The sequence below is a fragment of the Streptomyces sp. CNS606 genome, from assembly GCF_000426325.1.
On record NZ_AUFD01000016.1, the window covers coordinates 116,250 to 138,244 of the forward strand.

The 21,995-nt window shown below is 72.5% G+C and carries 18 protein-coding genes and 1 pseudogene; 3 read left to right on the top strand and 16 right to left on the bottom strand.

Annotation, left to right across the window (positions count from 1 at the left end):
* Positions 1–5 precede the first annotated feature (5 nt).
* From topA to bldG, 7 genes are all read right to left on the bottom strand, one after another.
* Positions 6–2,867 carry a type I DNA topoisomerase gene (gene topA / locus K304_RS0113330; RefSeq protein ID WP_027764162.1) on the bottom strand — a complete coding sequence of 954 codons (2,862 nt, stop codon included), beginning with the start codon at positions 2,865–2,867 and terminating at the stop codon, positions 6–8.
* 222 nt (positions 2,868–3,089) lie between these two features.
* Positions 3,090–3,287, bottom strand: a complete 198-nt coding sequence (locus K304_RS0113335) for a hypothetical protein (protein ID WP_027764163.1) — start codon at positions 3,285–3,287, stop codon at positions 3,090–3,092.
* A gap of 198 nt (positions 3,288–3,485) precedes the next feature.
* On the bottom strand, positions 3,486–5,045 hold the full coding sequence (locus K304_RS28850; RefSeq protein WP_037790266.1) for a DUF7059 domain-containing protein: 1,560 nt from the start codon (positions 5,043–5,045) through the stop codon (positions 3,486–3,488).
* A gap of 64 nt (positions 5,046–5,109) precedes the next feature.
* On the bottom strand, positions 5,110–5,673 hold the full coding sequence (locus tag K304_RS0113345) for a hypothetical protein (protein WP_027764164.1): 564 nt from the start codon (positions 5,671–5,673) through the stop codon (positions 5,110–5,112).
* A gap of 221 nt (positions 5,674–5,894) precedes the next feature.
* Positions 5,895–8,294 carry a sodium-translocating pyrophosphatase gene (locus K304_RS0113350; RefSeq protein WP_027764165.1) on the bottom strand — a complete coding sequence of 800 codons (2,400 nt, stop codon included), beginning with the start codon at positions 8,292–8,294 and terminating at the stop codon, positions 5,895–5,897.
* 503 nt (positions 8,295–8,797) lie between these two features.
* Complete coding sequence (locus K304_RS0113355; RefSeq protein WP_027764166.1) at positions 8,798–9,250, bottom strand: ATP-binding protein; 453 nt, start codon at positions 9,248–9,250, stop codon at positions 8,798–8,800.
* Between the two features lie 132 nt (positions 9,251–9,382).
* The gene (bldG, locus tag K304_RS0113360) at positions 9,383–9,724 is read right to left on the bottom strand and encodes an anti-sigma factor antagonist BldG (RefSeq protein WP_019547857.1); all 342 of its coding nucleotides are present in this window, start codon (positions 9,722–9,724) and stop codon (positions 9,383–9,385) included.
* Between the two features lie 196 nt (positions 9,725–9,920).
* Between bldG and K304_RS28855 the strand changes: the two genes are divergently transcribed.
* Positions 9,921–12,296: a DEAD/DEAH box helicase gene (locus K304_RS28855; protein WP_078529036.1), complete on the top strand. Its 2,376-nt coding sequence runs from the start codon at positions 9,921–9,923 to the stop codon at positions 12,294–12,296.
* A gap of 81 nt (positions 12,297–12,377) precedes the next feature.
* Here the strand turns inward: K304_RS28855 and K304_RS32120 are convergent.
* From K304_RS32120 to ssd, 7 genes and pseudogenes are all read right to left on the bottom strand, one after another.
* Positions 12,378–12,704: pseudogene (locus K304_RS32120) on the bottom strand (Rv3654c family TadE-like protein); the annotation flags it as partial.
* Positions 12,701–13,129, bottom strand: a complete 429-nt coding sequence (locus tag K304_RS28860; RefSeq protein ID WP_486591651.1) for a TadE family type IV pilus minor pilin — start codon at positions 13,127–13,129, stop codon at positions 12,701–12,703. The pseudogene K304_RS32120 and the gene K304_RS28860, both read right to left, overlap by 4 nt.
* A gap of 46 nt (positions 13,130–13,175) precedes the next feature.
* Positions 13,176–13,313, bottom strand: a complete 138-nt coding sequence (locus tag K304_RS34015; RefSeq protein WP_027764168.1) for a DUF4244 domain-containing protein — start codon at positions 13,311–13,313, stop codon at positions 13,176–13,178.
* A gap of 210 nt (positions 13,314–13,523) precedes the next feature.
* Complete coding sequence (locus tag K304_RS0113385) at positions 13,524–14,417, bottom strand: type II secretion system F family protein (RefSeq protein WP_486591652.1); 894 nt, start codon at positions 14,415–14,417, stop codon at positions 13,524–13,526.
* A complete protein-coding gene (locus K304_RS28865) occupies positions 14,414–15,337 on the bottom strand; it encodes a type II secretion system F family protein (protein WP_486591653.1) in 924 nt (307 codons plus the stop codon). The genes K304_RS0113385 and K304_RS28865 overlap by 4 nt, the downstream gene beginning before the upstream one ends.
* Positions 15,334–16,488 carry a TadA family conjugal transfer-associated ATPase gene (locus K304_RS0113395; RefSeq protein ID WP_027764170.1) on the bottom strand — a complete coding sequence of 385 codons (1,155 nt, stop codon included), beginning with the start codon at positions 16,486–16,488 and terminating at the stop codon, positions 15,334–15,336. Before K304_RS0113395 ends, K304_RS28865 begins: the two co-directional genes overlap by 4 nt.
* Before the next feature lie 65 nt (positions 16,489–16,553).
* Positions 16,554–17,762: a septum site-determining protein Ssd gene (gene ssd / locus K304_RS28870; protein WP_051308413.1), complete on the bottom strand. Its 1,209-nt coding sequence runs from the start codon at positions 17,760–17,762 to the stop codon at positions 16,554–16,556.
* A gap of 431 nt (positions 17,763–18,193) precedes the next feature.
* On the opposite strand from ssd, the gene K304_RS0113405 reads away from it, so the two are divergent.
* Positions 18,194–19,033: an HAD family hydrolase gene (locus tag K304_RS0113405; RefSeq protein WP_027764171.1), complete on the top strand. Its 840-nt coding sequence runs from the start codon at positions 18,194–18,196 to the stop codon at positions 19,031–19,033.
* A gap of 356 nt (positions 19,034–19,389) precedes the next feature.
* Here the strand turns inward: K304_RS0113405 and K304_RS0113410 are convergent, their stop codons facing one another.
* Positions 19,390–20,238: a hypothetical protein gene (locus tag K304_RS0113410; protein ID WP_027764172.1), complete on the bottom strand. Its 849-nt coding sequence runs from the start codon at positions 20,236–20,238 to the stop codon at positions 19,390–19,392.
* A 105-nt stretch (positions 20,239–20,343) separates the two neighbouring features.
* On the opposite strand from K304_RS0113410, the gene K304_RS0113415 reads away from it, so the two are divergent.
* Positions 20,344–21,339, top strand: coding sequence for a nucleotide-binding protein (locus K304_RS0113415; protein WP_027764173.1), 996 nt, complete (start codon positions 20,344–20,346; stop codon positions 21,337–21,339).
* 62 nt (positions 21,340–21,401) lie between these two features.
* Here the strand turns inward: K304_RS0113415 and K304_RS28875 are convergent.
* Positions 21,402–21,995, bottom strand: a 594-nt coding sequence (locus tag K304_RS28875; RefSeq protein ID WP_037790338.1) for a lipoprotein, incomplete at its 5' end; no start/stop codon positions are given.

The window sequence follows — 21,995 nt, forward strand, 5'->3', positions numbered from 1 at the left end:
CCGGGCTACTTCCCGGCGGTGCTCTCCTTCGCCGCGGCCTTCTTGGCGGCGGTCTTCTTCGCCGTCGTCTTCTTCGCGGCCGTCTTCTTCGCCGTCGCCTTCTTGGCGGTCGTCTTCTTCGCCGTCGCCTTCTTGGCGGTCGACTTCTTCGCGGTCGACTTCTTCTTCGCCGGCCCCTTGGCCCGCTTCTCGGCGAGGAGTTCGTACCCGCGCTCCGGCGTGATCGTCGCGACGTCGTCGGTCGTGCGCAGCGTCGCGTTGGTCTCGCCGTCGGTCACGTAGGGGCCGAACCGGCCGTCCTTGACCACGACCGGCCTCTCGGTGGTCGGGTCGGTGCCCAGTTCCTTCAGCGGTGGCTTCGCGGCGGCTCGTCCCCGCTGCTTGGGCTGGGCGTAGATGGCGAGCGCCTCGTCGAGCGTGACGGAGAAGATCTGCTCCTCCGACTCCAGCGAACGCGAGTCGGTGCCCTTGCGCATGTACGGCCCGTAGCGGCCGTTCTGTGCGGTGATCGTCTCACCGGACTCCGGGTCCTCGCCCACCACGCGCGGCAGCGACAGCAGCCGCAGAGCCTGCTCCAACGTCACCGTATCGAGCGACATGGACTTCAGCAGGGAGGCGGTACGCGGCTTGACGGCGTTCTTGCCGGTCTTCGGTGTGCCCTCGGGCAGCACCTCGGTGACGTACGGGCCGTAGCGGCCGTCGCGCGCCACGACCGGCCGTCCGGTCTCCGGGTCCTCGCCCAGCTCGAAGTCGCCGCTGGGCTTCGCGAGGAGCTCCTCGGCCAGCTCGACGGTCAGCTCGTCCGGGGGCAGGTTCTCGGGCACGTCGGCGCGCTTGCCGGGCTGCTGCTCCGGGTCCTCGGAGAGCCGCTCGACGTACGGCCCGTAGCGGCCCACGCGGAGCACGATGCCCTCGCCCACGGGGAAGGAGGAGACGCCCTTGGCGTCGATGGCGCCGAGGTCGGAGACCAGTTCCTTCAGACCGCCGAGGTGGTCGCCGTCGCCGTTCCCGGAGTCGGCGGCGGGGCTCGCCGCTCCGTCACCGGCGCCGTCCTCGCCGAAGTAGAAGCGCCGCAGCCACGGCACCGCCTCGGCGTTGCCGGCGGCGATGCGGTCGAGGTCGTCCTCCATCTTCGCGGTGAAGTCGTAGTCGACCAGGCGGCCGAAGTGCTTCTCCAGCAGTCCCACCACGGCGAAGGAGAGGAAGGAGGGCACCAGCGCGGTGCCCTTCTTGAAGACGTAGCGCCGGTCGAGGATGGTGCTGATGATCGACGCGTACGTCGACGGGCGGCCGATCTCCCGTTCCTCCAGCTCCTTGACCAGCGTGGCCTCGGTGTAGCGGGCCGGGGGCTTGGTCGCGTGGCCGTCGGCGGTCAGGTCGTCGGCCGTGAGCGCGTCGCCCTCCTGGACCGGGGGCAGGCGGCGCTCGCGGTCGTCGAGTTCGGCGTTCGGGTCGTCGGCGCCCTCGACGTAGGCCTTGAGGAAGCCGTGGAAGGTGATGATCTTGCCGGTGGCGCTGAACTCGGCGTCCCGTCCGTCCGCGCTGCGTCCGCCGACCTTCACGGTCACGGACTGGCCGACGGCGTCCTTCATCTGGGAGGCGACGGTGCGCTTCCAGATCAGCTCGTACAACTTGAACTGCTCGCCGGTCAGGCCGGTCTCGGCCGGCGTGCGGAAGCGGTCGCCGGACGGGCGGATGGCCTCGTGCGCCTCCTGCGCGTTCTTGACCTTGCCGGCGTAGGTGCGCGGCCGCTCGGGCAGGTAGTCGGCGCCGTAGAGCTGCGTGACCTGGGCGCGAGCGGCGGCCACCGCGGTGTCGGAGAGCGTGGTGGAGTCCGTACGCATGTAGGTGATGAAGCCGTTCTCGTACAGCTTCTGCGCCACCTGCATGGTGACCTTCGCGCCGAAGCCCAGCTTGCGGCTGGCCTCCTGCTGCAGCGTGGTCGTACGGAACGGCGCGTACGGCGAGCGGCGGTACGGCTTGGACTCGACCGAGCGGACGGAGAAGTCGGTGCGCGCCAGGCCGTCGGCCAGCGCGCGGGCGGCCTGCTCATCGAGCTGGAGCACCTGCGCGGACGCCGAGGCGGTCTTGAGCTGCCCGTCTGCGCCGAAGTCGCGGCCCTGGGCGACGCGGCGGCCGTCGACGGCGCTGAGCCGCGCCCCGAAGGTGCCGGGGTCCGAGGAGTCCGCCCCGCCCCCCGCGACCGTGGCGAAGGTGGCCGTCAGGTCCCAGTACTCGGCCGAGCGGAACGCCATGCGCTCGCGCTCCCGCTCCACCACGAGCCGGGTGGCGACCGACTGGACACGGCCCGCCGACAGCCGCGGCATGACCTTCTTCCACAGCACCGGCGAGACCTCGTAGCCGTAGAGACGGTCGAGGATGCGGCGGGTCTCCTGCGCGTCGACCAGCTTCTGGTTCAGCTCGCGCGGGTTGTTGACGGCTTCGCGGATGGCGTCCTTGGTGATCTCGTGGAAGACCATCCGGCGCACGGGGACCTTCGGCTTCAGCACCTCCTGAAGGTGCCAGGCGATGGCCTCGCCCTCGCGGTCCTCATCGGTGGCGAGGAAGAGTTCGTCGGACTCCGCGAGCAGCGACTTGAGCTTCTTGACCTGGTCCTTCTTGTCGCTGTTCACGACGTAGAGCGGCTCGAAGTCGTGGTCGACGTTGACTCCTAGGCGCGCCCAGGGCTGCCCCTTGTACTTGGCCGGAACCTCGGCGGCGCCGTTCGGGAGATCACGGATGTGTCCCACGCTGGCCTCGACCACGTAGCCCGGGCCGAGATAGCCCTTGATCGTCTTGGCCTTGGCGGGCGACTCGACGATCACGAGTCGGCGCCCGCCCTTGGTGGTCTCGCTGGTCGGGGACAACTTCGGCTCTTCTCTCCGGTCGGCATGTCTCGGTGACGCTTGCGGAGTGTGACGGTACCGCCCGCCCCCGTGTCAAACGGGAAAATGCTCCAGCGCCACTCGAACGGTAACCCGACAACCGGGTTTCCTGCCGCCCTGCCGCGCTCCCGGGCACGGCACCGGCCCGCCTCGGGCAAGGGGCCGAGCGGCAGGCGGCGGGCCCGGAAGGCCCTCGTCGGCGGATCAGGCCGGGGTCAGCAGAAGGAAGCCGAGCACCAGCGAGAGCAGGCCGAATCCGGCGGCGAGCGCGATCGCCGCCACCGGGTGCACACCCTCGGCCACGGGTTGCCGCAGCCTGGTGCGTGTCGAGGTCCACAGGAGCAGCGCGACGCCGAAGACCGCGAGGGCCGTACCGGCGAAGGCTGCGGATCCACTCTCCATGCCGCCCATGGTGCGCACGCTCGCAGCCGCGGGCGACCGTACGACGAACGTCGGATGAACGGCACCGCCCGAACGGTGTCGCCCCGGTGGCCCGCATGGCGCACATCCGGACCCCGTACGGGCCCCGGCCGGGAGCGTGCGGGCGAAGCGGCCACAGGCCGGGGGCGCAGCCCGGCGCCTGCGGCCGGTCCGGCGGCGTCAGGGCGCCGGGACCGGTTCCAGGAAGCCCTGTCCGACCAGGAGCCGGATCGCCTCCGGCGTACGGTCGCGCAGGCGGACCGGGTCCTCGCCGAGCAGCTGCGCGATGGCGTCCAGAATCCGCCCTGCCGACAGCGACCCGTCGCACACGCCTGCGAACCCGGCCCCGACCGTGTCGACCTGGGTGGCGCGCCGCAGGCCGCGGTTCTGGCGCAGCACCACGTGCTCCGGATCCTCGGCCCCGGGAAACCCCACCTGCTCCTGGACGACCTCGTCGGCCAGCGTGAAGTGCCAGCCGAGCAGGGCGGCGTCGTCCGTGGCGCGCAGGAAGTCCTGCCGCGCGAAGTGGGCGCGCACCACGTCGCCGAGCGGCTGTTCGACCGGATGCGGCCACTCCTCGATGACGACCGACGGTTCCGGGGCGCGGGTGGCGCGCAGGGTGATCCAGCCGAAGCCGACAGCTGTGGTGCCGCGGGCCTCGAACTCGTCCAGCCAGGCGTCGTAGCGGGACTCGTACGCCGTCTGCCCCGCAGTGTGGTCGCCGGCGTCGCGGAGCCACAGCTCGGCGTACTGGCTGACGTCCTGCACGTCGCGCTGCAGGATCCACGCGTCGCATCCGGCCGGCACCCAGGACCTCAGCCGGTCGCGCCAGTCCTCGCCGTCGCGGTGCTCCCAGTTGGCGAGGAGCTGGAGATGGCCGCCCTCGGCGAGGTGCCCGGCGGCCTGCTGCACGAGGGTGCGGCACAGGTCGTCGCCGCGCATGCCGCCGTCCCGGTACTCGAACCGGCTGTCCGGCGAGATGACCAGCGGCGGATTGGAGACGATCAGGTCGTACGGAGCCTCGTCGGCGACAGGCTCCAGCAGTGACCCCTCGCGCAGGTCCGCTTCGGGCGCGCCGGAGAGGGCGAGGGTGAGGCGGGTGAAGGCGAGGGCGCGCGGGTTGACGTCGGTGGCGGTGACCCGGGCGGCGTGGCGGGTGGCGTGCAGCGCCTGGATACCGGAGCCGGTGCCCAGGTCCAGGGCACGCGCGACGGGCGTACGGACGGTCAGCCCCGCCAGCGTGGTCGACGCGCCGCCCACGCCGAGGACCACGTCCTCGTACTGGCCGGCGATGCCGGACGCGCCGCCCACGGCGCAGCCCAGGTCGGAGACGATCCACCAGTCCTCGCCGTCCGGACCGCCGTACGGGCGGATGTCGACGGCGGCCCGCACGGCGGGACCCCCGGGCGGCGCCGCGGACGGGTCGGTGCGGACCAGCCAGCCGTCGTTCAGCGCCGCGTCGAGGGGCAGCGCACCGCGGGCCTGCTCCTCGGGGACGGGCCGCTGGAGCAGGAACAGCCGGACGAGGGTCTCCAGGGGGCCTTCCGCGCGCAGGGCGCGGCGGGCGGGAACGGTCTCGTTGCGGGCGAGCGCCGCATACGCGGAGGCGCCCAGCAGTTCCAGCAGTCCGTCCGGGGTGAACCGGGCGGCGAGCAGCGCCTCGCGGATCCGTTCGGCGGAGTCGGGCGCGGGGACGGGGGCGGGGCCGGCGGACCCTTCAGAGTTGACCACGGCGTCCATTGTGACGCCCGGGTCCGCCGTTGAGGCAGCCCCCGGCGGCACCCGGGCGGGCAGCGGACGCGGATCAGGTGGTCGGCGTGCTGCCCGGGGAGGCCTTGCGGCAGCCCTCCTGCTCCGACATGGCCTGGCCGAGTTCGCCGGACTGGAGCTTCTGCAGCGACTTGTCACCGCTCTCGCCGAGACGGCCCAGCTCCTGCGCCAGCCCCTTGAGGCCCTCGGCGAACTCGGACTGGTCGCCGGTGTCCAGTTCGTCCACGGTCTTCTTGAGACCGGCGTAGGACTTGGACAGGCCCTTGAGCTCGTCGACCGCGTTCGTCTCGAGCTTCTCGCCGTTCTCGACCGGCGGGACGCCCGCGTCGTCGACGGCGTCCGCCAGGGCCTTGTAGGCCTCGGAGATGTCCTGGAAGGCCGCCGAGTCGATCTTCTGGACCTCTTCGGGGGACTTCTTCTGCTGCGAGGCCTCGTTGATCGACTTGTTGGCCTGCTGGATCTTGTCCACCTGCGGCTTGACCTTGTCGCAGACCTTCTTGGCCCACGCCGCGGTGTCCGCGCCGTCGTCGCCGCAGCCGGTCAGCGTGAGGACGAGTGCCGCACCTCCGGTCAGTGCGGCTGCGAGCTTCTTGTTCACCGATCGGTCCCTTCGTGGCTCTTCCGGCCCGGAACTTACACGCCAAGACGGCATCCGTGACGAGCCGGGCGACCGCTCTGTCCCCGATTGAGCCGTTTGCCACAGCCCGTGCGACGCCGCCTCCGGTGTTTCCGTGCACGACGAAGCGGGCGGGCGGGAGCTCAAGAGCCCTCGCCCGCCCGCCTGTTGGAGCAGGTCAGCCGCTCGCTGTCAGGTATCGGTCAGGAAGTGGCGACCGCGTCCTGCGACTTCGCGGTGCGCTCGTTGTTGCCTTCCTCACCCATCGCGATGCCCCGGCGCTTGGAGACGTACACCGCACCGACGATGACGAGCGCGGAGACCAACGCGATCACCACGCGCATGCCCACGCTCTTGTCCTCTCCGTAGCTGAACTGCACCACAGCCGGACCGATCAGCAGCGCCACCAGGTTCATCACCTTCAGCAGCGGGTTGATCGCCGGGCCAGCGGTGTCCTTGAACGGGTCGCCGACGGTGTCGCCGATCACGGTCGCCTCATGGGCCTCGCTGCCCTTGCCGCCGTGATGACCGTCCTCCACCAGCTTCTTGGCGTTGTCCCAGGCACCGCCCGAGTTCGCCAGGAAGACCGCCATCAGCGTGCCCGCGCCGATCGCGCCCGCCAGGAACGCGGCCAGCGCCCCGACGCCGAGCGTGAAGCCGACGACGATGGGCGCGAACACGGCGAGCAGGCCCGGGGTGGTCAGCTCGCGCAGCGCGTCCTTGGTGCAGATGTCGACGACCCGGCCGTACTCGGGCTTCTCGGTGTAGTCCATGATTCCGGGCTTCTCCCGGAACTGACGCCGCACCTCGTAGACCACCGACCCGGCGGAACGGGACACGGCGCTGATGGCGAGGCCCGAGAAGAGGAAGACGACGCTCGCGCCGAGCATCAGGCCGACCAGCGTGCTGGGCTGCGCGATGTCGAGCACGGTCAGCATCTCCCCCGCACCCTCGCCGGCCTCGGCCAGGGCCGAGGACAGTTCGGTGCGGTACGAGCCGAACAGCGCGGCCGCGGCGAGGACCGCGGTCGCGATGGCGATGCCCTTGGTGATCGCCTTGGTGGTGTTGCCCACCGCGTCCAGGTCGGTGAGGACCTGGGCGCCGGCGCCCTCCACGTCGCCGGACATCTCGGCGATGCCCTGCGCGTTGTCGGAGACCGGACCGAAGGTGTCCATGGCGACGATCACACCGACCGTGGTGAGCAGGCCGGTGCCCGCCAGCGCGACGGCGAACAGCGCCAGCAGCAGCGTGCCGCCGCCGAGCAGGAACGCCCCGTAGACGCTGAGGCCGATGAGCAGCGCGGTGTAGACGGCCGACTCCAGACCGAGCGAGATGCCGGACAGCACGACGGTCGCCGGGCCGGTGAGCGAGGTCCGTCCGATGTCGCGCACCGGCTTCCGGCTGGTCTCGGTGAAGTAGCCGGTGAGCTGCTGGATCACCGCGGCCAGCACGATGCCGATGGCGACCGCGACGATCGCCAGGACCTGCGGGTTGCCCTCGTGGCCCTGGATGGCGGCCGGGACGTTGTCCAGGTCCGCGTAGCTGGACGGCAGGTACAGGACCGCGGCCACGGCCACCAGCACCAGGGAGATCACCGCGGAGATGAAGAAGCCGCGGTTGATGGCCGTCATCCCGCTGCGGTCGCTGCGGCGCGGGGCGACGGTGAAGACGCCGATCACCGCGGTGATCACACCGATGGCGGGGACCAGCAGCGGGAACGCCAGGCCGGCGTCGCCGAAGACCGCCGTGCCCAGGATGAGCGCGGCGACCAGGGTGACGGCGTAGGACTCGAACAGGTCTGCGGCCATGCCGGCGCAGTCGCCCACGTTGTCGCCGACGTTGTCCGCGATGGTGGCGGCGTTGCGCGGGTCGTCCTCGGGGATGCCCTGCTCGACCTTGCCGACGAGGTCGGCACCGACGTCGGCGGCCTTGGTGAAGATGCCGCCACCGACACGCATGAACATGGCGATCAGCGCGGCGCCGAGGCCGAAGCCCTCCAGCACCTTCGGCGCGTCGGCCGCGTAGACGAGGACGACGACCGCTGCACCGAGCAGGCCGAGGCCGACGGTGAACATGCCGACCACACCGCCCGTGCGGAAGGCGATCTTCGTGGCCTTGTGGGCGACGGCGGTGAGATCGACAGAACCCGACTTCGCGTCCCCGCCCTCGGGCGTCGCCTCACGGGCCGCAGCGGCCACGCGCACATTGCTGCGCACCGCCAGCCACATGCCGATGTATCCGGTGGCGGCCGAGAAACCGGCTCCCACGAGGAAGAACAACGATCGGCCGATGCGCTGCGCCATATCGTCCGCGGGCAGCAACATCAGCAGGAAGAACACCACCACGGCGAAAACGCCGAGGGTGCGCAGCTGCCGCGCGAGATAGGCGTTGGCGCCCTCCTGCACCGCGGCGGCGATCTTCTTCATGCTCTCGGTGCCTTCACCGGCGGCGAGAACCTGTTTGACGAGCACCACCGCCACGCCGAGTGCGGCCAGGGCGACGAGCGCGATCACGATCACGAGACCGCGGTTGCCCGCGGTCAGCACGGCATCGGCGAGCTGCTGATGCTGGTGGGTCTGGAGAGGGGTGAGATGCCCCGCCATTCGTCCTCCTTGACGTTTGGCACATGGGCGCGCGCAAGCACGCTCAGGCGTCCTGCAGCAAAGATGTGGACGGATTCTAGGGAGCTGATCCGCTTCCAAACAGAGTGCGAGACCAGGAATTCGCCGTCAACAGCGAAGATCGAATGAAAGGGGCGCGAAATTTCGCCCGCGCGAGGGACCCGGGCGAATTGACCGGCGACAGAAAATGATCTCCGCCGATGATCACAAAGGTCTTTACATTCTTCAGAGAAATGACAGGTGAAAGATCACAAGAAAGGCCCGGCGCCGCGGTTTACGGCCAGGTAGACGTCCTGAGCCGGCACGCGTGGGCGGCGGTGCCCGACAGCCGTGTGACGGGGCGGGACCGGTGCCGCCGCGGCGGGGGAACCGGGGCGGCGGGATCCGCAGGCACCGTCCGCAGGCGTCGGTCGTCCGCGGACGGGTGGACCGGCGCCCGCGCAGGCGCGTCCGAAGCCTGTCGGGCTCCGGTCAGGTCGGCCGGATCAGGGGGCGGCGGGCGTGGGCGGAACCGCCGTGGCGGGCCAACTCATGCGAATGGTGCCACCGGTGTCGTCGGCGGTGATCTCCACGTCGTCGACGAGACCGCTGATGACCGCGAGACCCATGTCCCCCTCGGCCTCGTCCTCCTCCGTGGCGGGGCCCGGGATCTCGTCGCGGGCACCCGGGACCAGGGCGCCGCCCCGGCCCGGCGCGTCGTCGCCGACCTCGATCGAGAACTTCTTCTCGTCCTCGATCAGCGCGACCCTGACCGGGCTGCCGACGCCGTTGCTCATGTGCAGCCCGACGGCACGAGTGCACGCCTCACCGACGGCGAGCCGCACCTCGTCGAGCACGGTCTCGTCGACCCCGGCGCGCCGCGCCACGGCGGCGGCCACCAGACGCGCTGTCCGCACATGCTCGGGGAGCGCGCTGAAGCGGAGTTCGACGGTGGCCATGCCATCCCTCTCGGTCGACAGGTGTGCATTCACGGGCACCGCGGCCGCCCGTCGGGCAGCGCGCGGGACCCCGTCATCCGACGGTCCGGGCCGTGCGCGGCGGACGCACGGCCGGACGGGGCGTGATGGGTGTCAGTCGGTGGCCGCGACGGCCTCGTCGACCGATCCGTGGATCGGGAACACCTTGGTCAGGCCCGTGATACGGAAGATCTTGAGAATGCGCTCCTGGTTGCAGACCAGGCGCAGCGAGCCCTCATGGGCGCGCACCCGCTTCAGTCCGCCGACGAGCACACCGAGACCGGTGGAGTCGAGGAAGTCCACGCCCTCCATGTCCACAACGAGGTGGTAACTGCCGTCGTTCACGAGTTCGACGAGCTGCTCGCGCAGCTTGGGCGCGGTGTATACATCAATCTCGCCACCGACCTCGACGATCGTGCGATCGCCAACAGTACGGGTCGACAGAGACAGGTCCACTGATCCTCCAGCACCTTGCTATCGAGCGGTCCGCCCCCGGAAATCCCCGTGTGGAGAGCCCCGTCCTGGCACCCCGCCGTGGCGGAGCGGCGCAGGGGACGGATCGGCAGCCGCAGAAGCATTCAATCACTTACCGCCAGCCGTGCACGACGGCTTGCGTCCATTGTCCGTCGTGCCAGTGACACACTCGGTGCCGATGGCCAACACTCACCACCCGCAGACGGTGCTCGGCAGGCTTGCCGCCGGGGCGGACCGGGCCGCGCGCGTCACTCATACGGAGCATGTGCCCCCGCGGCCGGGTCGTCATGCAGACTGGCCTGCTCGCATCCGTGCGGAAGTGGTGGAGTCCGTGCGGCTCACCGGTATCGACCGCCTCTGGGAACACCAGGCTCAGGTGGCGTCCCTCGCCCTCGACGGGACGTCCACGGTGGTGTCGACGGGCACCGCCTCCGGCAAGTCGCTGGCCTATCTGATCCCCACCCTCAGCGCCCTGGTCGAGGGCGCCGAGGCACCGAACGGGCGGGGCGCGACCGCGCTCTACCTCGCCCCCACCAAGGCACTGGCGGCCGACCAGCGCCGCAAGGCGGCCGCGCTCGCCACGCCGCTCGGCGACGCCGTGCGGGCCGCCGTACACGACGGGGACACCGGGCCGGAGGAGCGCGAGTGGGCCCGGCTGTACGCGAACTACCTCCTCACCAACCCCGACATGCTGCACCGTGGGATCCTCCCCCAGCACACCCGCTGGTCCTCCTTCCTCCGCGCGCTGCGCTACGTGGTCGTCGACGAATGCCACACCTACCGGGGCGTGTTCGGCTCGCACGTCGCGCAGGTCCTGCGCCGGCTGCGGCGCCTGTGCGCCCGCTACGGCGCCGACCCGGTGTTCCTGCTGGCGTCCGCGACCTCGGCCGACCCCGCCGAGGCGGCCGGCCGGCTGACCGGCCTCCCGGTCACCGCCGTGACGGAGGACGCCTCGCCACGCGGCGAACTCCTCTTCGCGCTCTGGGAGCCGCCACTGACCGAGCTGTCCGGCGAACGCGGCGCCCCGGTCCGCCGCACCGCCACCGCGGAGACGGCGGAGCTGCTCACCGACCTGGCCGTCCAGGGGGTGCGCACGGTGGCGTTCGTGCGCTCCCGGCGCGGGGCCGAGCTGATCTCGCTGATCGCCCAGGACCGGCTGGCACAGGTCGACCGGTCCCTCCCGCGCCGGGTGGCCGCGTACCGGGGCGGGTATCTGCCCGAGGAACGACGGGCTCTGGAGGGGGCGCTGCACAGCGGCGAACTCCTCGGCCTCGCCGCGACGAACGCGCTGGAACTCGGGGTCGACGTCGCGGGACTGGACGCCGTCCTGATCACGGGCTACCCCGGGACCCGCGCCTCGCTGTGGCAGCAGGCGGGCCGGGCCGGCCGTACGGGCGAAGGAGCTCTGGCCGTGCTGGTCGCCCGGGACGATCCGCTGGACACCTATCTCGTGCACCACCCCGAGGCGGTCTTCTCCCACCCCGTCGAGTCGACCGTCCTGGACCCGGACAACCCGTACGTGCTCGCGCCGCACCTGTGCGCCGCGGCGGCGGAGAGCCCGCTCACCGAGCGGGACGCGGAACTGTTCGGCACCGAGTTCGGCGACCTCGTCGCCCAGCTCGAACAGCGCCGTCTGCTGCGCCGGAGGGGCACGGCCTGGTACTGGACCAGGCGGGAGCGTGCGGCGGACCTCACCGACATCCGGGGCAGCGGCGGCTCCCCGGTGCAGGTCGTGGAGTCCGGCACCGGCCGTGTGCTCGGCACCGTGGACGCGGGGGCGGCCCACACCACCGTGCACGACGGGGCGGTCCACCTCCACCAGGGACGCACCTACATGGTGCGGAGCCTGGACCTGGACGAGTCCGTCGCCCTCGTGGAGGAGTCGTCGCCACCCTGGACCACCATGGCCCGCGACACCACCTCGGTCTCCGTCCTGGAGACCGAGAAGGAAGTTCCCTGGGGTCGGGGGCGGCTGCACTTCGGTTCCGTCGAGGTCACCCATCAGGTGGTCTCCTACCTGCGCCGGAAGCTCGTCACGGGCGAGGTCCTGGGCGAGACCAGACTCGACCTGCCGGCGCGTACCCTGCGGACCCGCGCGGTGTGGTGGACCGTCACCGAGGACCAGCTCGACGCGGCAGCCGTGGGCCCCGAGATCCTGCCCGGCGCACTGCACGCGGCCGAGCACGCCTCCATCGGCCTGCTTCCGCTCTTCGCCACCTGCGACCGGTGGGACATCGGGGGCGTGTCCGTCCCCCTGCACCCCGACACCCTGCTGCCCACGGTGTTCGTGTACGACGGGCATCCCGGGGGCGCGGGGTTCGCCGAACGCGCCTTCCGCACGGCGTCCGCATGGCTGACGGCCACGCGCGAGGCGATCGCCTCCTGCGAGTGCGACGCGGGCTGCCCCTCGTGCGTCCAGTCGCCCAAGTGCGGCAACGGGAACGAGCCGTTGCACAAGGCGGGCGCCCTCCGCCTGCTGCGCGCACTGCTCGCAGGCGCGCCCTCCCCGGACGGCGCCTCCCCGCAGAACGCGGGTGGCGGACGTCCCCGGTGACCCCTGCGGCCGCGCCCAGGCCGGTCCGGCGCGGGCACGGGCCTTCGTCGTGTACGGCCCGGTGCGGACGGCCGCCGAGACGTCCGCGACCTCACCGGCCACCGCGCACCGCACCAGCCGGGCCTTCTGGGCCCCGGCCACCTGCCGGGCCACCGCGCACGCCTCCTCCTCCCCGTGCAGGACACGCTGCGCCGCGGCGAGGGCCGCGAGGTCTGCGGCGGCAGCGGCGCGGTGGCGGGCGACGGTGACCTGACCCAGCGCCAGCAGCGCCCCGAACACGAGGCAGAGCAGAGCGGCGCACGCAGCCGCCCACACCGAGGCGGAGCCACGGTCGTCCCGCGGCAGGGCACACCGCGGGCGCCGGGCCCCCGCCCGGGCACCGCGCGGGCAGTCGGCGCGCCGGATCACCGGTCGTCTCCGGAGGCGGATCGGCCGGTCACCGTGGCGGCCGCCTCTGCCGGAGAACCCGTCGCCGGAAGGGCTGTTCCCGCCAGAGAGTCCTCGGCCAGCGCCACCGCCTCGGCCTCCAAGGGGAGGGACAGCGGGCCGGGCCCTGCCGTGCGCGCCTCCACCCGCACCCGGACCAGGTCACCTTCCCGCGACCACGCGACGGCGGCCCCGGACGGGGCCGCCGAGCGAGCGGTCTCCCGGACCACGGACGGCGGTTCGCCCCGGGCGGCGGCACGAGCACCCGCCCGAGCCGCGTCCTGGGTCTGGAGAGCCCCGGCGACGGCCAGCAGCCCCCACAGCAGCATCCCGACGACCGCCACGAGCGACGGCACGACGACGGCCGTCTCCGCGGTGACGTAACCGGCGTCTCTCCCTCGCGCCACGATGCCCCGGCGCCGGACAGGTCCTAAGCGCCACCGACGACTCCGGTCAGAACGTCGCATCGAGAGCCCTCTCGACGAGCTTCTGCATCGCCTCGCTCACCGGACCACTGGTGACCACCTTGTAGAGCACGGCGGCGAACGCGCAGGCCGCGATCGTGCCGACGGCGTACTCCGCCGTGCTCATGCCGGCGTCGCCGCTCCTTCCGCGCACGGCGCTCGCCCAGCGCTTCCGGTAATGCCGAAGCCACTGGCGCCGCCGCGGCGTGGTGCCGCATTCTCGGCCGGCGGTGACCCGCCTGCTGGTTCGCTTCATCTGTTCCATCCGTCCTTTCGTGTCCGAGGTCGGTTTCCGTGTCCGACGCCCGTCGTCTTTCGGGTCGTAGGGGCGGGGCGGTCAGAGCAGGGAGCGGGCGAGGCCGAGCACGACGGGCGCGACGCCGACCGTGAGAAACGCGGGCAGGAAGCACAGCCCCAGCGGTCCGGTGACCAGGACGGCGGCACGGCGCGCCCGGACGCCCGCCGCCCGCGCCCGCCGCGCCCGGCAGGTGGCCGCCAGCCGGGCCACCGCCTGCACCGGCGGCACACCCGTCGTGCCGGCGCGCTCCATGCACCGGGCGAGCCCGTCGCACCCGGGCTGGGCGCCGAACCTGCCCCACACCGCCGCCGGTTCGGCGCCCAGCCGCAGTTCCGCTGCCGCGCGCACCAGCCGGTCGCCCAACGGTCCTCCGGTGGACCGGCCCACGGCCTCCGCCGCCTGGGCGGGACCGGACCCGGCGGTGAGGCAGGCGGCCAGCAGTTCGGCGGCCAGGGGCAGTTGCCGATCCACCGCCCGTACGGCCGTCCGGGACACCGCGTCCTCCCTCGCACGCCCGGCTCGTCGGCGCAGCCACCACCACACGGCCACCCCCGCCGACACGGCCGCCGGCCACCCGCCCGGGCCACTGCTCAGCAGGCGCACGACGACGGCGGCGCTCAGCGCACCCGCACACGCACCCCACCGTCGGTCGGGGCGCGACGGGCCGTCGGACGGACGGCGAGTGCCGTCCGCTCCGTGCCGTCGGCCGTCCCTGCGGTCCCGGCGGCGCGGGAGGAGTGGTCGCCCGGTCTCCGCCCCGGCGAGGTGACGCGCCCGGTCGCCCCGCAGCCGCTGCTCGCGCCAGCCCAGCAGCACCGCGACGACGGCTCCGGCGGCCATGAGCACGGCCATCACCCACCACACCAACGGCTTCACCGCCCCGGTCATCACCGCCGACGAGGCCGCCCCCACCGCCACGGCCGCCGTGCTCACGACTCCTCCTCAGCCGTCCGCACCAGCCGGGCGACCCAGGCGAGCCCGGCCCACTCGAGCAGTCCGCCGACCGCGAGGCAGCCCAGCCCGACCGGGCTGTGCAGCAGCACGTGCAGCGGTTCGGCTCCCATGGCGGTGCCGAGGAGCAGCCCGAAGGCCGGCAGCAGCGCGAGCACGACGGCGGTGGAGCGCGGGCCGGCGAGCTGTGCGCGCAGTTCGTCGCGCTGGTCGCGTTCGGCTCGCAGCGCGTCGGCGACCCGGTCCAGGCCGTCGGCGAGGCCCGCCCCTCCGTCGGTGGCGACCTGCCAGCACGCCGCCACTCCCGTGAGGCCGTGCGCACCGGGCAGTCGCGCCGCCCTGTGCAGCACGGCCGGTACGTCGCCGCCGAACCGCGCGGCGGCCAGCAGCGCCGCGCCCTCCTTCCCCAACCGCCCGGCCCCCGCGCTGAGAAGAGCGCCTGCGGGAAGACGGCCCCCGCGCAGTTCCCCCGCGACATCGGTGCACAGGTCGATGACCGCGTTCTCGGTGCGCTCGGCGGCCTCCCGTGCACGGCGTCTCCTCGCGAGCCGTCCGGCCACCGGAACCGAGAACAGGCCCAGCACGGCCGGAATCCACGACTCGCCCACGGCCCCGACCAGGCCGCCCGCCGGCAGGCACCACCAGGCCCGCCCCGCGCGGGCCCAGGGCCGCTGGAGAGCCGCGACGGCGCCCCTCGGCAGGCGCTCCCGCAACGCACCCCCGCGCAGCCGCGCACGGCCGCCTCCGACGGGCCGCGGCGCCGGGTCCGCACCGGTGGCGAGCAGCAACCGGGCACGTCCGGGGCCCCGCCGGTCGCACAGCACCCAGGCGAGGAGGGCGGCACAGGCGAGCGCGGCGGCGAACGCGGCGGACACCTCCGTGGACCAGGGGCCGCCCCTCACTGCGCACCTCCCCGTCGGCACAGGTCATCGAGACGCGGCGCCCCCGGTCCGGCGACGAAGCCGCGGGGCCCCCAACGTGCCGCAGGCAGGGTGCGGACGAGGCCGGCCTCGTCCCGTTCCAGAACATGGATCTCGGCGACGCGTCGGGCACCGTCGCGCTCGCGGACGAGGTGAACGACCGCGTCCAGGGCCGCCGCCAACTGGCTGTGCAGAGCCCCCCGGTCGAGCCCCGCGGTCGCTGCCAGCGCTTCCAGCCGCGCGGGGACGTCGCCGGCGGCGTTGGCGTGCACCGTCCCGCACCCGCCTTCGTGGCCGGTGTTGAGGGCCATCAGGAGGTCGGTGACCTCCGCGCCCCTGACCTCGCCGACCACGAGGCGGTCAGGACGCATGCGCAGCGCCTGGCGCACCAGGTCGCGCAACCCGACGCGGCCGACGCCTTCCTGGTTGGCCGGCCGGGTCTCCAGCCGGACGACGTGCGGATGGTCGGGCCGCAGCTCCGCCGAGTCCTCCGCCAGCACGAGGCGCTCACGCGCCCCCACCAGCCCGAGCAGGCAGGAGAGGAGCGTGGTCTTGCCGGTACCGGTGCCGCCGCTGACCAGGAAGGAGAGGCGCGCGTCGACCATGGCGCGCAGCAGCCTGTCGCCGCCGGGTGGCAGGGTGCCCGCCGCGGCGAGTTCGTCGAGGTCGAAGGGCCGGTGCCGTACCACTCGCAGGGAGAGACAGGTCGTGCCTACGGCGACGGGCGGCAGGACGGCGTGCAGCCGGGTGCCGTCGGGAAGCCGGGCGTCCACCCAGGGCCGTGCGTCGTCCAGCCGTCGGCCGGCCGAAGTCGCGAGCCGCTGCGCCAAGCGCCGCACAGCCTCGGAGTCGGAGAACCGCACCCGGGTGCGTTCCAGGCCGGTACCGCGGTCGACCCACACCTCGTCCGGCCCGGTGACCAGCACGTCGGTCACCCGGGGATCCGCGAGCAGTGGCTCGAGCGGCCCGGTGCCGACCATTTCGGACCGCAGTACCTCGACCACCCGCAGCACCGCGCTGTCGCCGAGCAGACGGCCCTGGGCGCGAAGGGCTGCGGCCACTCCGGCCGGTGTGGGCTCGGCCCCGGCTTCCGCGAGCCGGAGCCGCACGGCGTCCAGCAGGGAGCGGTCCACTCCGGGGGCGGGCCTGCGGCGACGCCCGGTGCGGGCGCCGGGTTCTTCGGCGGTGTGCAGGCCGCTCACGCCGTCGCACCTCCGTCACGGCCCTCGCCGTGTCCGCCGGGGGTGGTCCGGCCGGCTCCGACGGGAAGCGCACGGTCCCAGAACTCCCGGGCGAAGCGGGAGAGCGCCCCGCGTTCGTCGTCACCGGGCGGTACGCCCCGGTCCACGGCCTCGGTCAGTCCGGTCTCCCAGGGGAGTTCCCCGGCCAGCGGCAGCCCGAGCAGCCGGGCCGTCTCGTGCTCGTCCAGCCCGCGGCCGTACCTCCCGCCCTGCGGGCCACCCGGCGGGCGGACGACGGCGCGCAGGTCACGAAGCACCATCCGGGCCCGCCCGGCGACGCGATGCGAGGCCGCGACGGCGCGCAGTTCGGCCGGTACCACCAGCAGTCCGAGATCCAGTTGGGCGAGGACCTCGGTCACCGCCTCGTCCATCCGCCGCGGCAGGTCGACGACCACCACACCACCACGCCGCCGGGCTGCTCCGAGGACGGACCTCATCGCGTCCCCGGAGATCGTCACGGAGTCCCCGCGGTCCCAGCTGAGCACGCTCAAGCCGTGCAGCCTCGGCAGCGACTCCTCGAACGCGGCGCCGCCCACCCGGCCCCGCGACTCGGCGAACGCCGGCCATCGCAGTCCCTCCGTCCTCTCGCCGCCGAGCAGGACGTCGAGTCCGCCGCCCAGTGGGTCCCCGTCGATCAGAACCGTCCGCCGGCCGGCGCGTGCCGAGGAGAGCGCCAGCGCGCAGGCAAGGGTGGAGGCTCCCGCCCCGCCGCGCCCGCCGAAGACGCCGACGGTCAGCGCGGGATTCCCGACGCCTTCCGCCGCATCGGCGATCCTCCCGGTGAGCCAGCTCTCCGCATCGGGCAGCAGCACCACGCCCTCGGCACCGATGCGCACGCCGCGCTCCCACACACCCGGGTCGTCCATGTCCCGGCCGACGAGCAGCACCCCGGCCCGGCGGGCGTCGTGCGGCGGGCCGGTGCCGGCCCCGGCGAGCCCGCCGGCGACGCCCGCGCAGTCGTCGCCCACCAGCACCAGCGGTGCGCGTTCCCACGCTTCGGCCGCGGCCCAGCAGGTCCACGCGGCGCGGTCGGCGGGCACTCCGTGGGCGACCTGAGCCTCCGCGCCGGCCGCGGCGCACAACCGCAGCAGATCGTCCAGCAGGCCGTCGTCCTCCGTGACGATCAAGACGTTCTCCGCCACTTCGCAGCTCCCTTCGCACGTCATTTCGTCGCGTCCGCAAACGGCTGCGGACGGCTTGCGGGAAACAACGTGCCGCGAACCGGAGAATCGTGTGGATCATGGTGGGAAACGGTGGACCACCCGGCAGTTGTGAATAACTCCGGGCCCCGAACCAGTGACTTTCGCAGAGGAACCACGCGATGACGCACAGTGACGGTTCACTGGTGAGCGAGACGCCACCCCGAGACCGACGTGCGGCGGGGAGAAGAGCGGACGGAACCGCTGACGGGAAGACCCCCGGACATGCGACGACCCCCGCCGGGGGGGAGAGCGGGGGTCGTCTCCACGGCCGACTCGGGGGGGAGGAGTCGGGCCGGGTTAGCACGGTCGCGAACGATCCGTGACTTCCATGGTGTACCCGAGAGCCTTCTCAGGCAAACCCACGCGCCACAGCTTACGCCGAATGGTGGGCCCCTATGCTCAGTGCCGTGGAAATCCAGTCGCTGCCCCGTACGGCCGCCTTCTTCGACCTGGACAAGACGGTCATTGCGAAGTCGAGCACGCTCACCTTCGGCAGGTCCTTCTACCAAGGTGGCTTGATCAATCGCCGGGCGGTGCTGCGCACCGCCTACACCCAGTTCGTCTTTCTCCTGGGTCGCGCCGACCATGCCCAGATGGAGCGGATGCGGCAGTACCTGTCCGCCCTCTGCCGCGGCTGGAACGTGCAGCAGGTGAAGGAGATCGTCGCGGAGACCCTGCACGAGCGCATCGACCCGATCATCTACGACGAAGCGGCCACGCTCATCGAGCAGCACCATCTCGCCGGCCGCGACGTGGTGATCGTCTCCACCTCGGGCGCCGAAGTCGTGGAGCCCATCGGTGAGATGCTCGGCGCCGACAAGGTGGTCGCGACCCGCATGGTGGTGGAGGACGGCTGCTTCACCGGCGAGGTGGAGTACTACGCGTACGGGCCGACCAAGGCGGAGGCCATCGCGGAGCTCGCCGCGTCGGAGGGGTACGACCTGAGCCGCTGCTACGCCTACAGCGACTCGGCGACCGACCTGCCGATGCTGGAATCGGTCGGCCATCCGCACGCCGTCAACCCGGACCGCGCGCTGCGCAGGGAGGCGCTCGCACGGGGCTGGCCGGTGCTGGGCTTCAGCCGCCCGGTGCGTTTGAAGCAGCGCCTGCCCTCGTTCTCCCTGCCCTCCCGCCCGACGCTCGCCGTGGCGGGTGCCGCCCTGCTCGCGGGCGCCGCCACGGCCGCCGCGGTGTGGTACAGCGGCAGACGGCGTGCTCGCTTCGAGACTGTTTGAAGGCGAAAGTAAAGATGTCCGGGCGGGGGTTCCACTCGATCTCCGCCAGCGGTACAAAGGAGTCAACGGCCCGCGAGACCGGCGGCATCCGAGAGGATCCCGTTCACGCAACAAGGCCCCACGGACCGGACGCATGAACACCGGGCACCCACGCGCAGCCGACCCGCGATTCGGGCCAGTCGCACCAGGAGACGGGCAAAGTCCCGACCTGATGGACGCTATGTGGAGCACGCACTGGTAACTCGGTGAACATGCCAGCGGCGGTACCGTTCGCGGTGCCGCCGCATCCTTGCGCCCGCGTGCCTGCTGCCGCGGGCCCGAGAACTCCGGTCACCGCGAGCCTCCGGGGCGGACGGTCAGGCGGCACCGCGCTGGAGTGCCTCGCACACCGCCGTGCTCTCCCTGCTTCCCAGTTCGACGGCCTTCCCGCAGTGGGCGAGCCATTCCGCCATGCCCTCGGGTGTGCCGGACGCGTAGCCGGCGAGCGCTTCCAGGTAGTCGGCGGCGCCCACCTCCGCATGCCCGACCTCCGACGGACACACCGCCTTCGGGTCCAGCCCGCTGCCGATGAGAACGATCCGTTCCGCCGCGCGGGCCACGAGGCCGTTGTGCGAGCGGAACGGACGCAGCGCCAGGATCTCGCCGTGCACGATCCCCGCGGTCACCAGCGCAGGGGCGGACGATCCGGCCACCAGGAGCCGCCCGAGACCGTCCAGGCGGCCGGCCACCTCGTCGGCGTCCGGCAGCGGCACGCCCGGCACGGCCGGCTCGCGCGTGGAGTCGACCGGCTCGCCCGCCAGTCGTGGACGCCCCACGGCATCGTCCCCTCCGGCTCCGCCGGCGGCGACCAGATGGAGCCGGGCGAGCACCCGCAACGGCGACTGACGCCAGACACTCAGCAGTTGCCCGCACTCCGCCGTCACCCGCAGCGCCCCGCCCACGGTGCGGGCCTCCTCCTCGACGCCGAAGTCACTGCGGCGCCGGACCTCCTCGAGTGCCCAGTCCGCGCCTGCAAGCGCCGCGGAGGCCCGCGCCCCTCGCAGGGCCGCCTCGGAGCTGATCTCGGCGCTGCGGCGCCGCATCACCCGGTGCCCGTAGACCCGGTCGACGGATTTCCGCACCGATTCCACGGCCTCGGCGACGCCGGGCAGTTCGGCGAGCGGAGCAAGGGGATCTTCGGCAGGGCGACCGGCGGGGTTACTCATGCGTATGAGCCTACGCACCCCCGCCGTGACGCATGCCCCTCGATCGAGTGGTCTTGTTCACTCACCTTCACCACTCCCTGCGGTCATCCGGTTACGCTGATGAACATGAAGATCGCTTTCGTCGGCAAGGGCGGCAGTGGCAAGACCACGCTGTCCTCCCTGTTCATCCGCCGTCTCGCCGCCGTGGGCCTCCCGGTCCTCGCCGTCGATGCCGACATCAACCAGCACCTGGGGGCCACCCTGGGCATGGACGAGGAGGCTGCCGCGGCGCTGCCCGCCATGGGCGCGCACCTGCCCCTGGTCAAGGAACACCTGCGCGGGTCGAACCCCCGCATCCCTTCCGCCGACAAGATGATCAAGACGACGCCTCCGGGCGAGGGCTCCCGCCTGTTGCGCGTGACCGAGGACAACCCGGTCTTCGACGCCTGCGCCCGCAAGGTGACGCTGGACGAGGGCACGGTCCGGCTTCTCGTCACCGGACCCTTCACCGAATCCGATCTCGGCGTCGCCTGCTACCACTCCAAGGTCGGCGCGGTGGAACTCTGCCTGAACCACCTGGTGGACGGCCGTGACGAGTACGTGGTGGTCGACATGACCGCCGGCAGCGACTCGTTCGCCTCCGGGATGTTCACCCGCTTCGACATGACGTTCCTGGTGGCCGAGCCGACCCGTAAGGGCGTCGCGGTGTACCGGCAGTACAAGGAGTACGCCCGGGACTTCGGCGTCGCGCTGCACGTGGTGGGCAACAAGGTGCAGGACGCCGACGACCTGGCCTTCCTCCGGTCGGAAGTGGGCGACGACCTGCTCACCGTCCTCGGGCACTCGGACTGGGTGAGGTCCGCCGAACGGGGTCGTCCGCGACCGTTCAGCGCGCTCGGAGAGACCGATGCCGCCGCGCTCGCGGCCCTGCACATCGCCGCGGACGAGACGTACGAGCGTCGCGACTGGGAGCGGTACACCCAGCAGATGGTGCACTTCCACCTGCGCAACGCGGAGAGCTGGGGGAACGCGCGAACCGGGGTCGACCTGGCCGCCCAGGTCGACCCCGGCTTCGTGCTCCGGGAGTCCGCGCTCACGGTCGCCGCACCGCAGCCGGTCTGACCGCCGACTCGGGCGGCTGCGGGCGGGCGCGGGCGGGCGCGGGCGGGCGCAGCCGACCCGGCCTACGTGGCGTCGGGCGCCGCAGGGGGAGCGGCGGCGGACGGCGCCACCGGCCGGGCGGCCTTCCCGGCCAGGAACCGCTCCCATCCACCCTTCGGTTTCTCGCCGACGCCCAGTGTGCGGAGCTTCGCCAGCACGCGGGGGTCCTGGGCGTCGAGCCAGTCGACGAGCTGCTTGAAGGAGACGCAGCGCACGTCCTCCAGCGGGCACACCGTCTTGATGACCTCGGCGAGGCCCTCCATGTAGATGCCGCCGTTCCACTGCTCGAAGTGGTTGCCGACGATCATCGGGGCACGGTTGCCCTCGTAGGCGCGGCGGAAGCCCTGCAGGAGACCGTCGTGCCACTGACGCTCCCAGTACGCCCGCCTGGCCGGGTCGCCCTCGACCGTGCCGGACTGGTTGGCGAGGAAGTTGTAGTCCATCGACAGGGTCTCGAACGAACGCCCGGGCATGGGGATCTGCTGCAACGGCAGGTCCCACAGCCCTTCCTCCTTGCCGGGCCACACCTGGGTGCCGTTGCCGCTGGAGTCGTAGCGGAATCCCATGTCCCTGGCTGCGGGGAGCAGGTTGTCACGGCCTTCGAGGCAGGGGGTGCG

Excerpts from the sequence above, each read along its gene's own strand:
- K304_RS0113335 (WP_027764163.1), bottom strand. The coding sequence starts at position 3,287 with ATGGAGAGTGGATCCGCAGCCTTCGCCGGTACGGCCCTCGCGGTCTTC.
- K304_RS28850 (WP_037790266.1), bottom strand. The coding sequence starts at position 5,045 with ATGGACGCCGTGGTCAACTCTGAAGGGTCCGCCGGCCCCGCCCCCGTC.
- K304_RS0113350 (WP_027764165.1), bottom strand. The coding sequence starts at position 8,294 with ATGGCGGGGCATCTCACCCCTCTCCAGACCCACCAGCATCAGCAGCTC.
- K304_RS0113355 (WP_027764166.1), bottom strand. The coding sequence starts at position 9,250 with ATGGCCACCGTCGAACTCCGCTTCAGCGCGCTCCCCGAGCATGTGCGG.
- K304_RS28855 (WP_078529036.1), top strand. The coding sequence starts at position 9,921 with ATGGCCAACACTCACCACCCGCAGACGGTGCTCGGCAGGCTTGCCGCC.
- K304_RS34015 (WP_027764168.1), bottom strand. The coding sequence starts at position 13,313 with ATGAGCACGGCGGAGTACGCCGTCGGCACGATCGCGGCCTGCGCGTTC.
- ssd (WP_051308413.1), bottom strand. The coding sequence starts at position 17,762 with ATGACGTGCGAAGGGAGCTGCGAAGTGGCGGAGAACGTCTTGATCGTC.
- K304_RS0113405 (WP_027764171.1), top strand. The coding sequence starts at position 18,194 with ATGCTCAGTGCCGTGGAAATCCAGTCGCTGCCCCGTACGGCCGCCTTC.
- K304_RS0113410 (WP_027764172.1), bottom strand. The coding sequence starts at position 20,238 with ATGAGTAACCCCGCCGGTCGCCCTGCCGAAGATCCCCTTGCTCCGCTC.
- K304_RS0113415 (WP_027764173.1), top strand. The coding sequence starts at position 20,344 with ATGAAGATCGCTTTCGTCGGCAAGGGCGGCAGTGGCAAGACCACGCTG.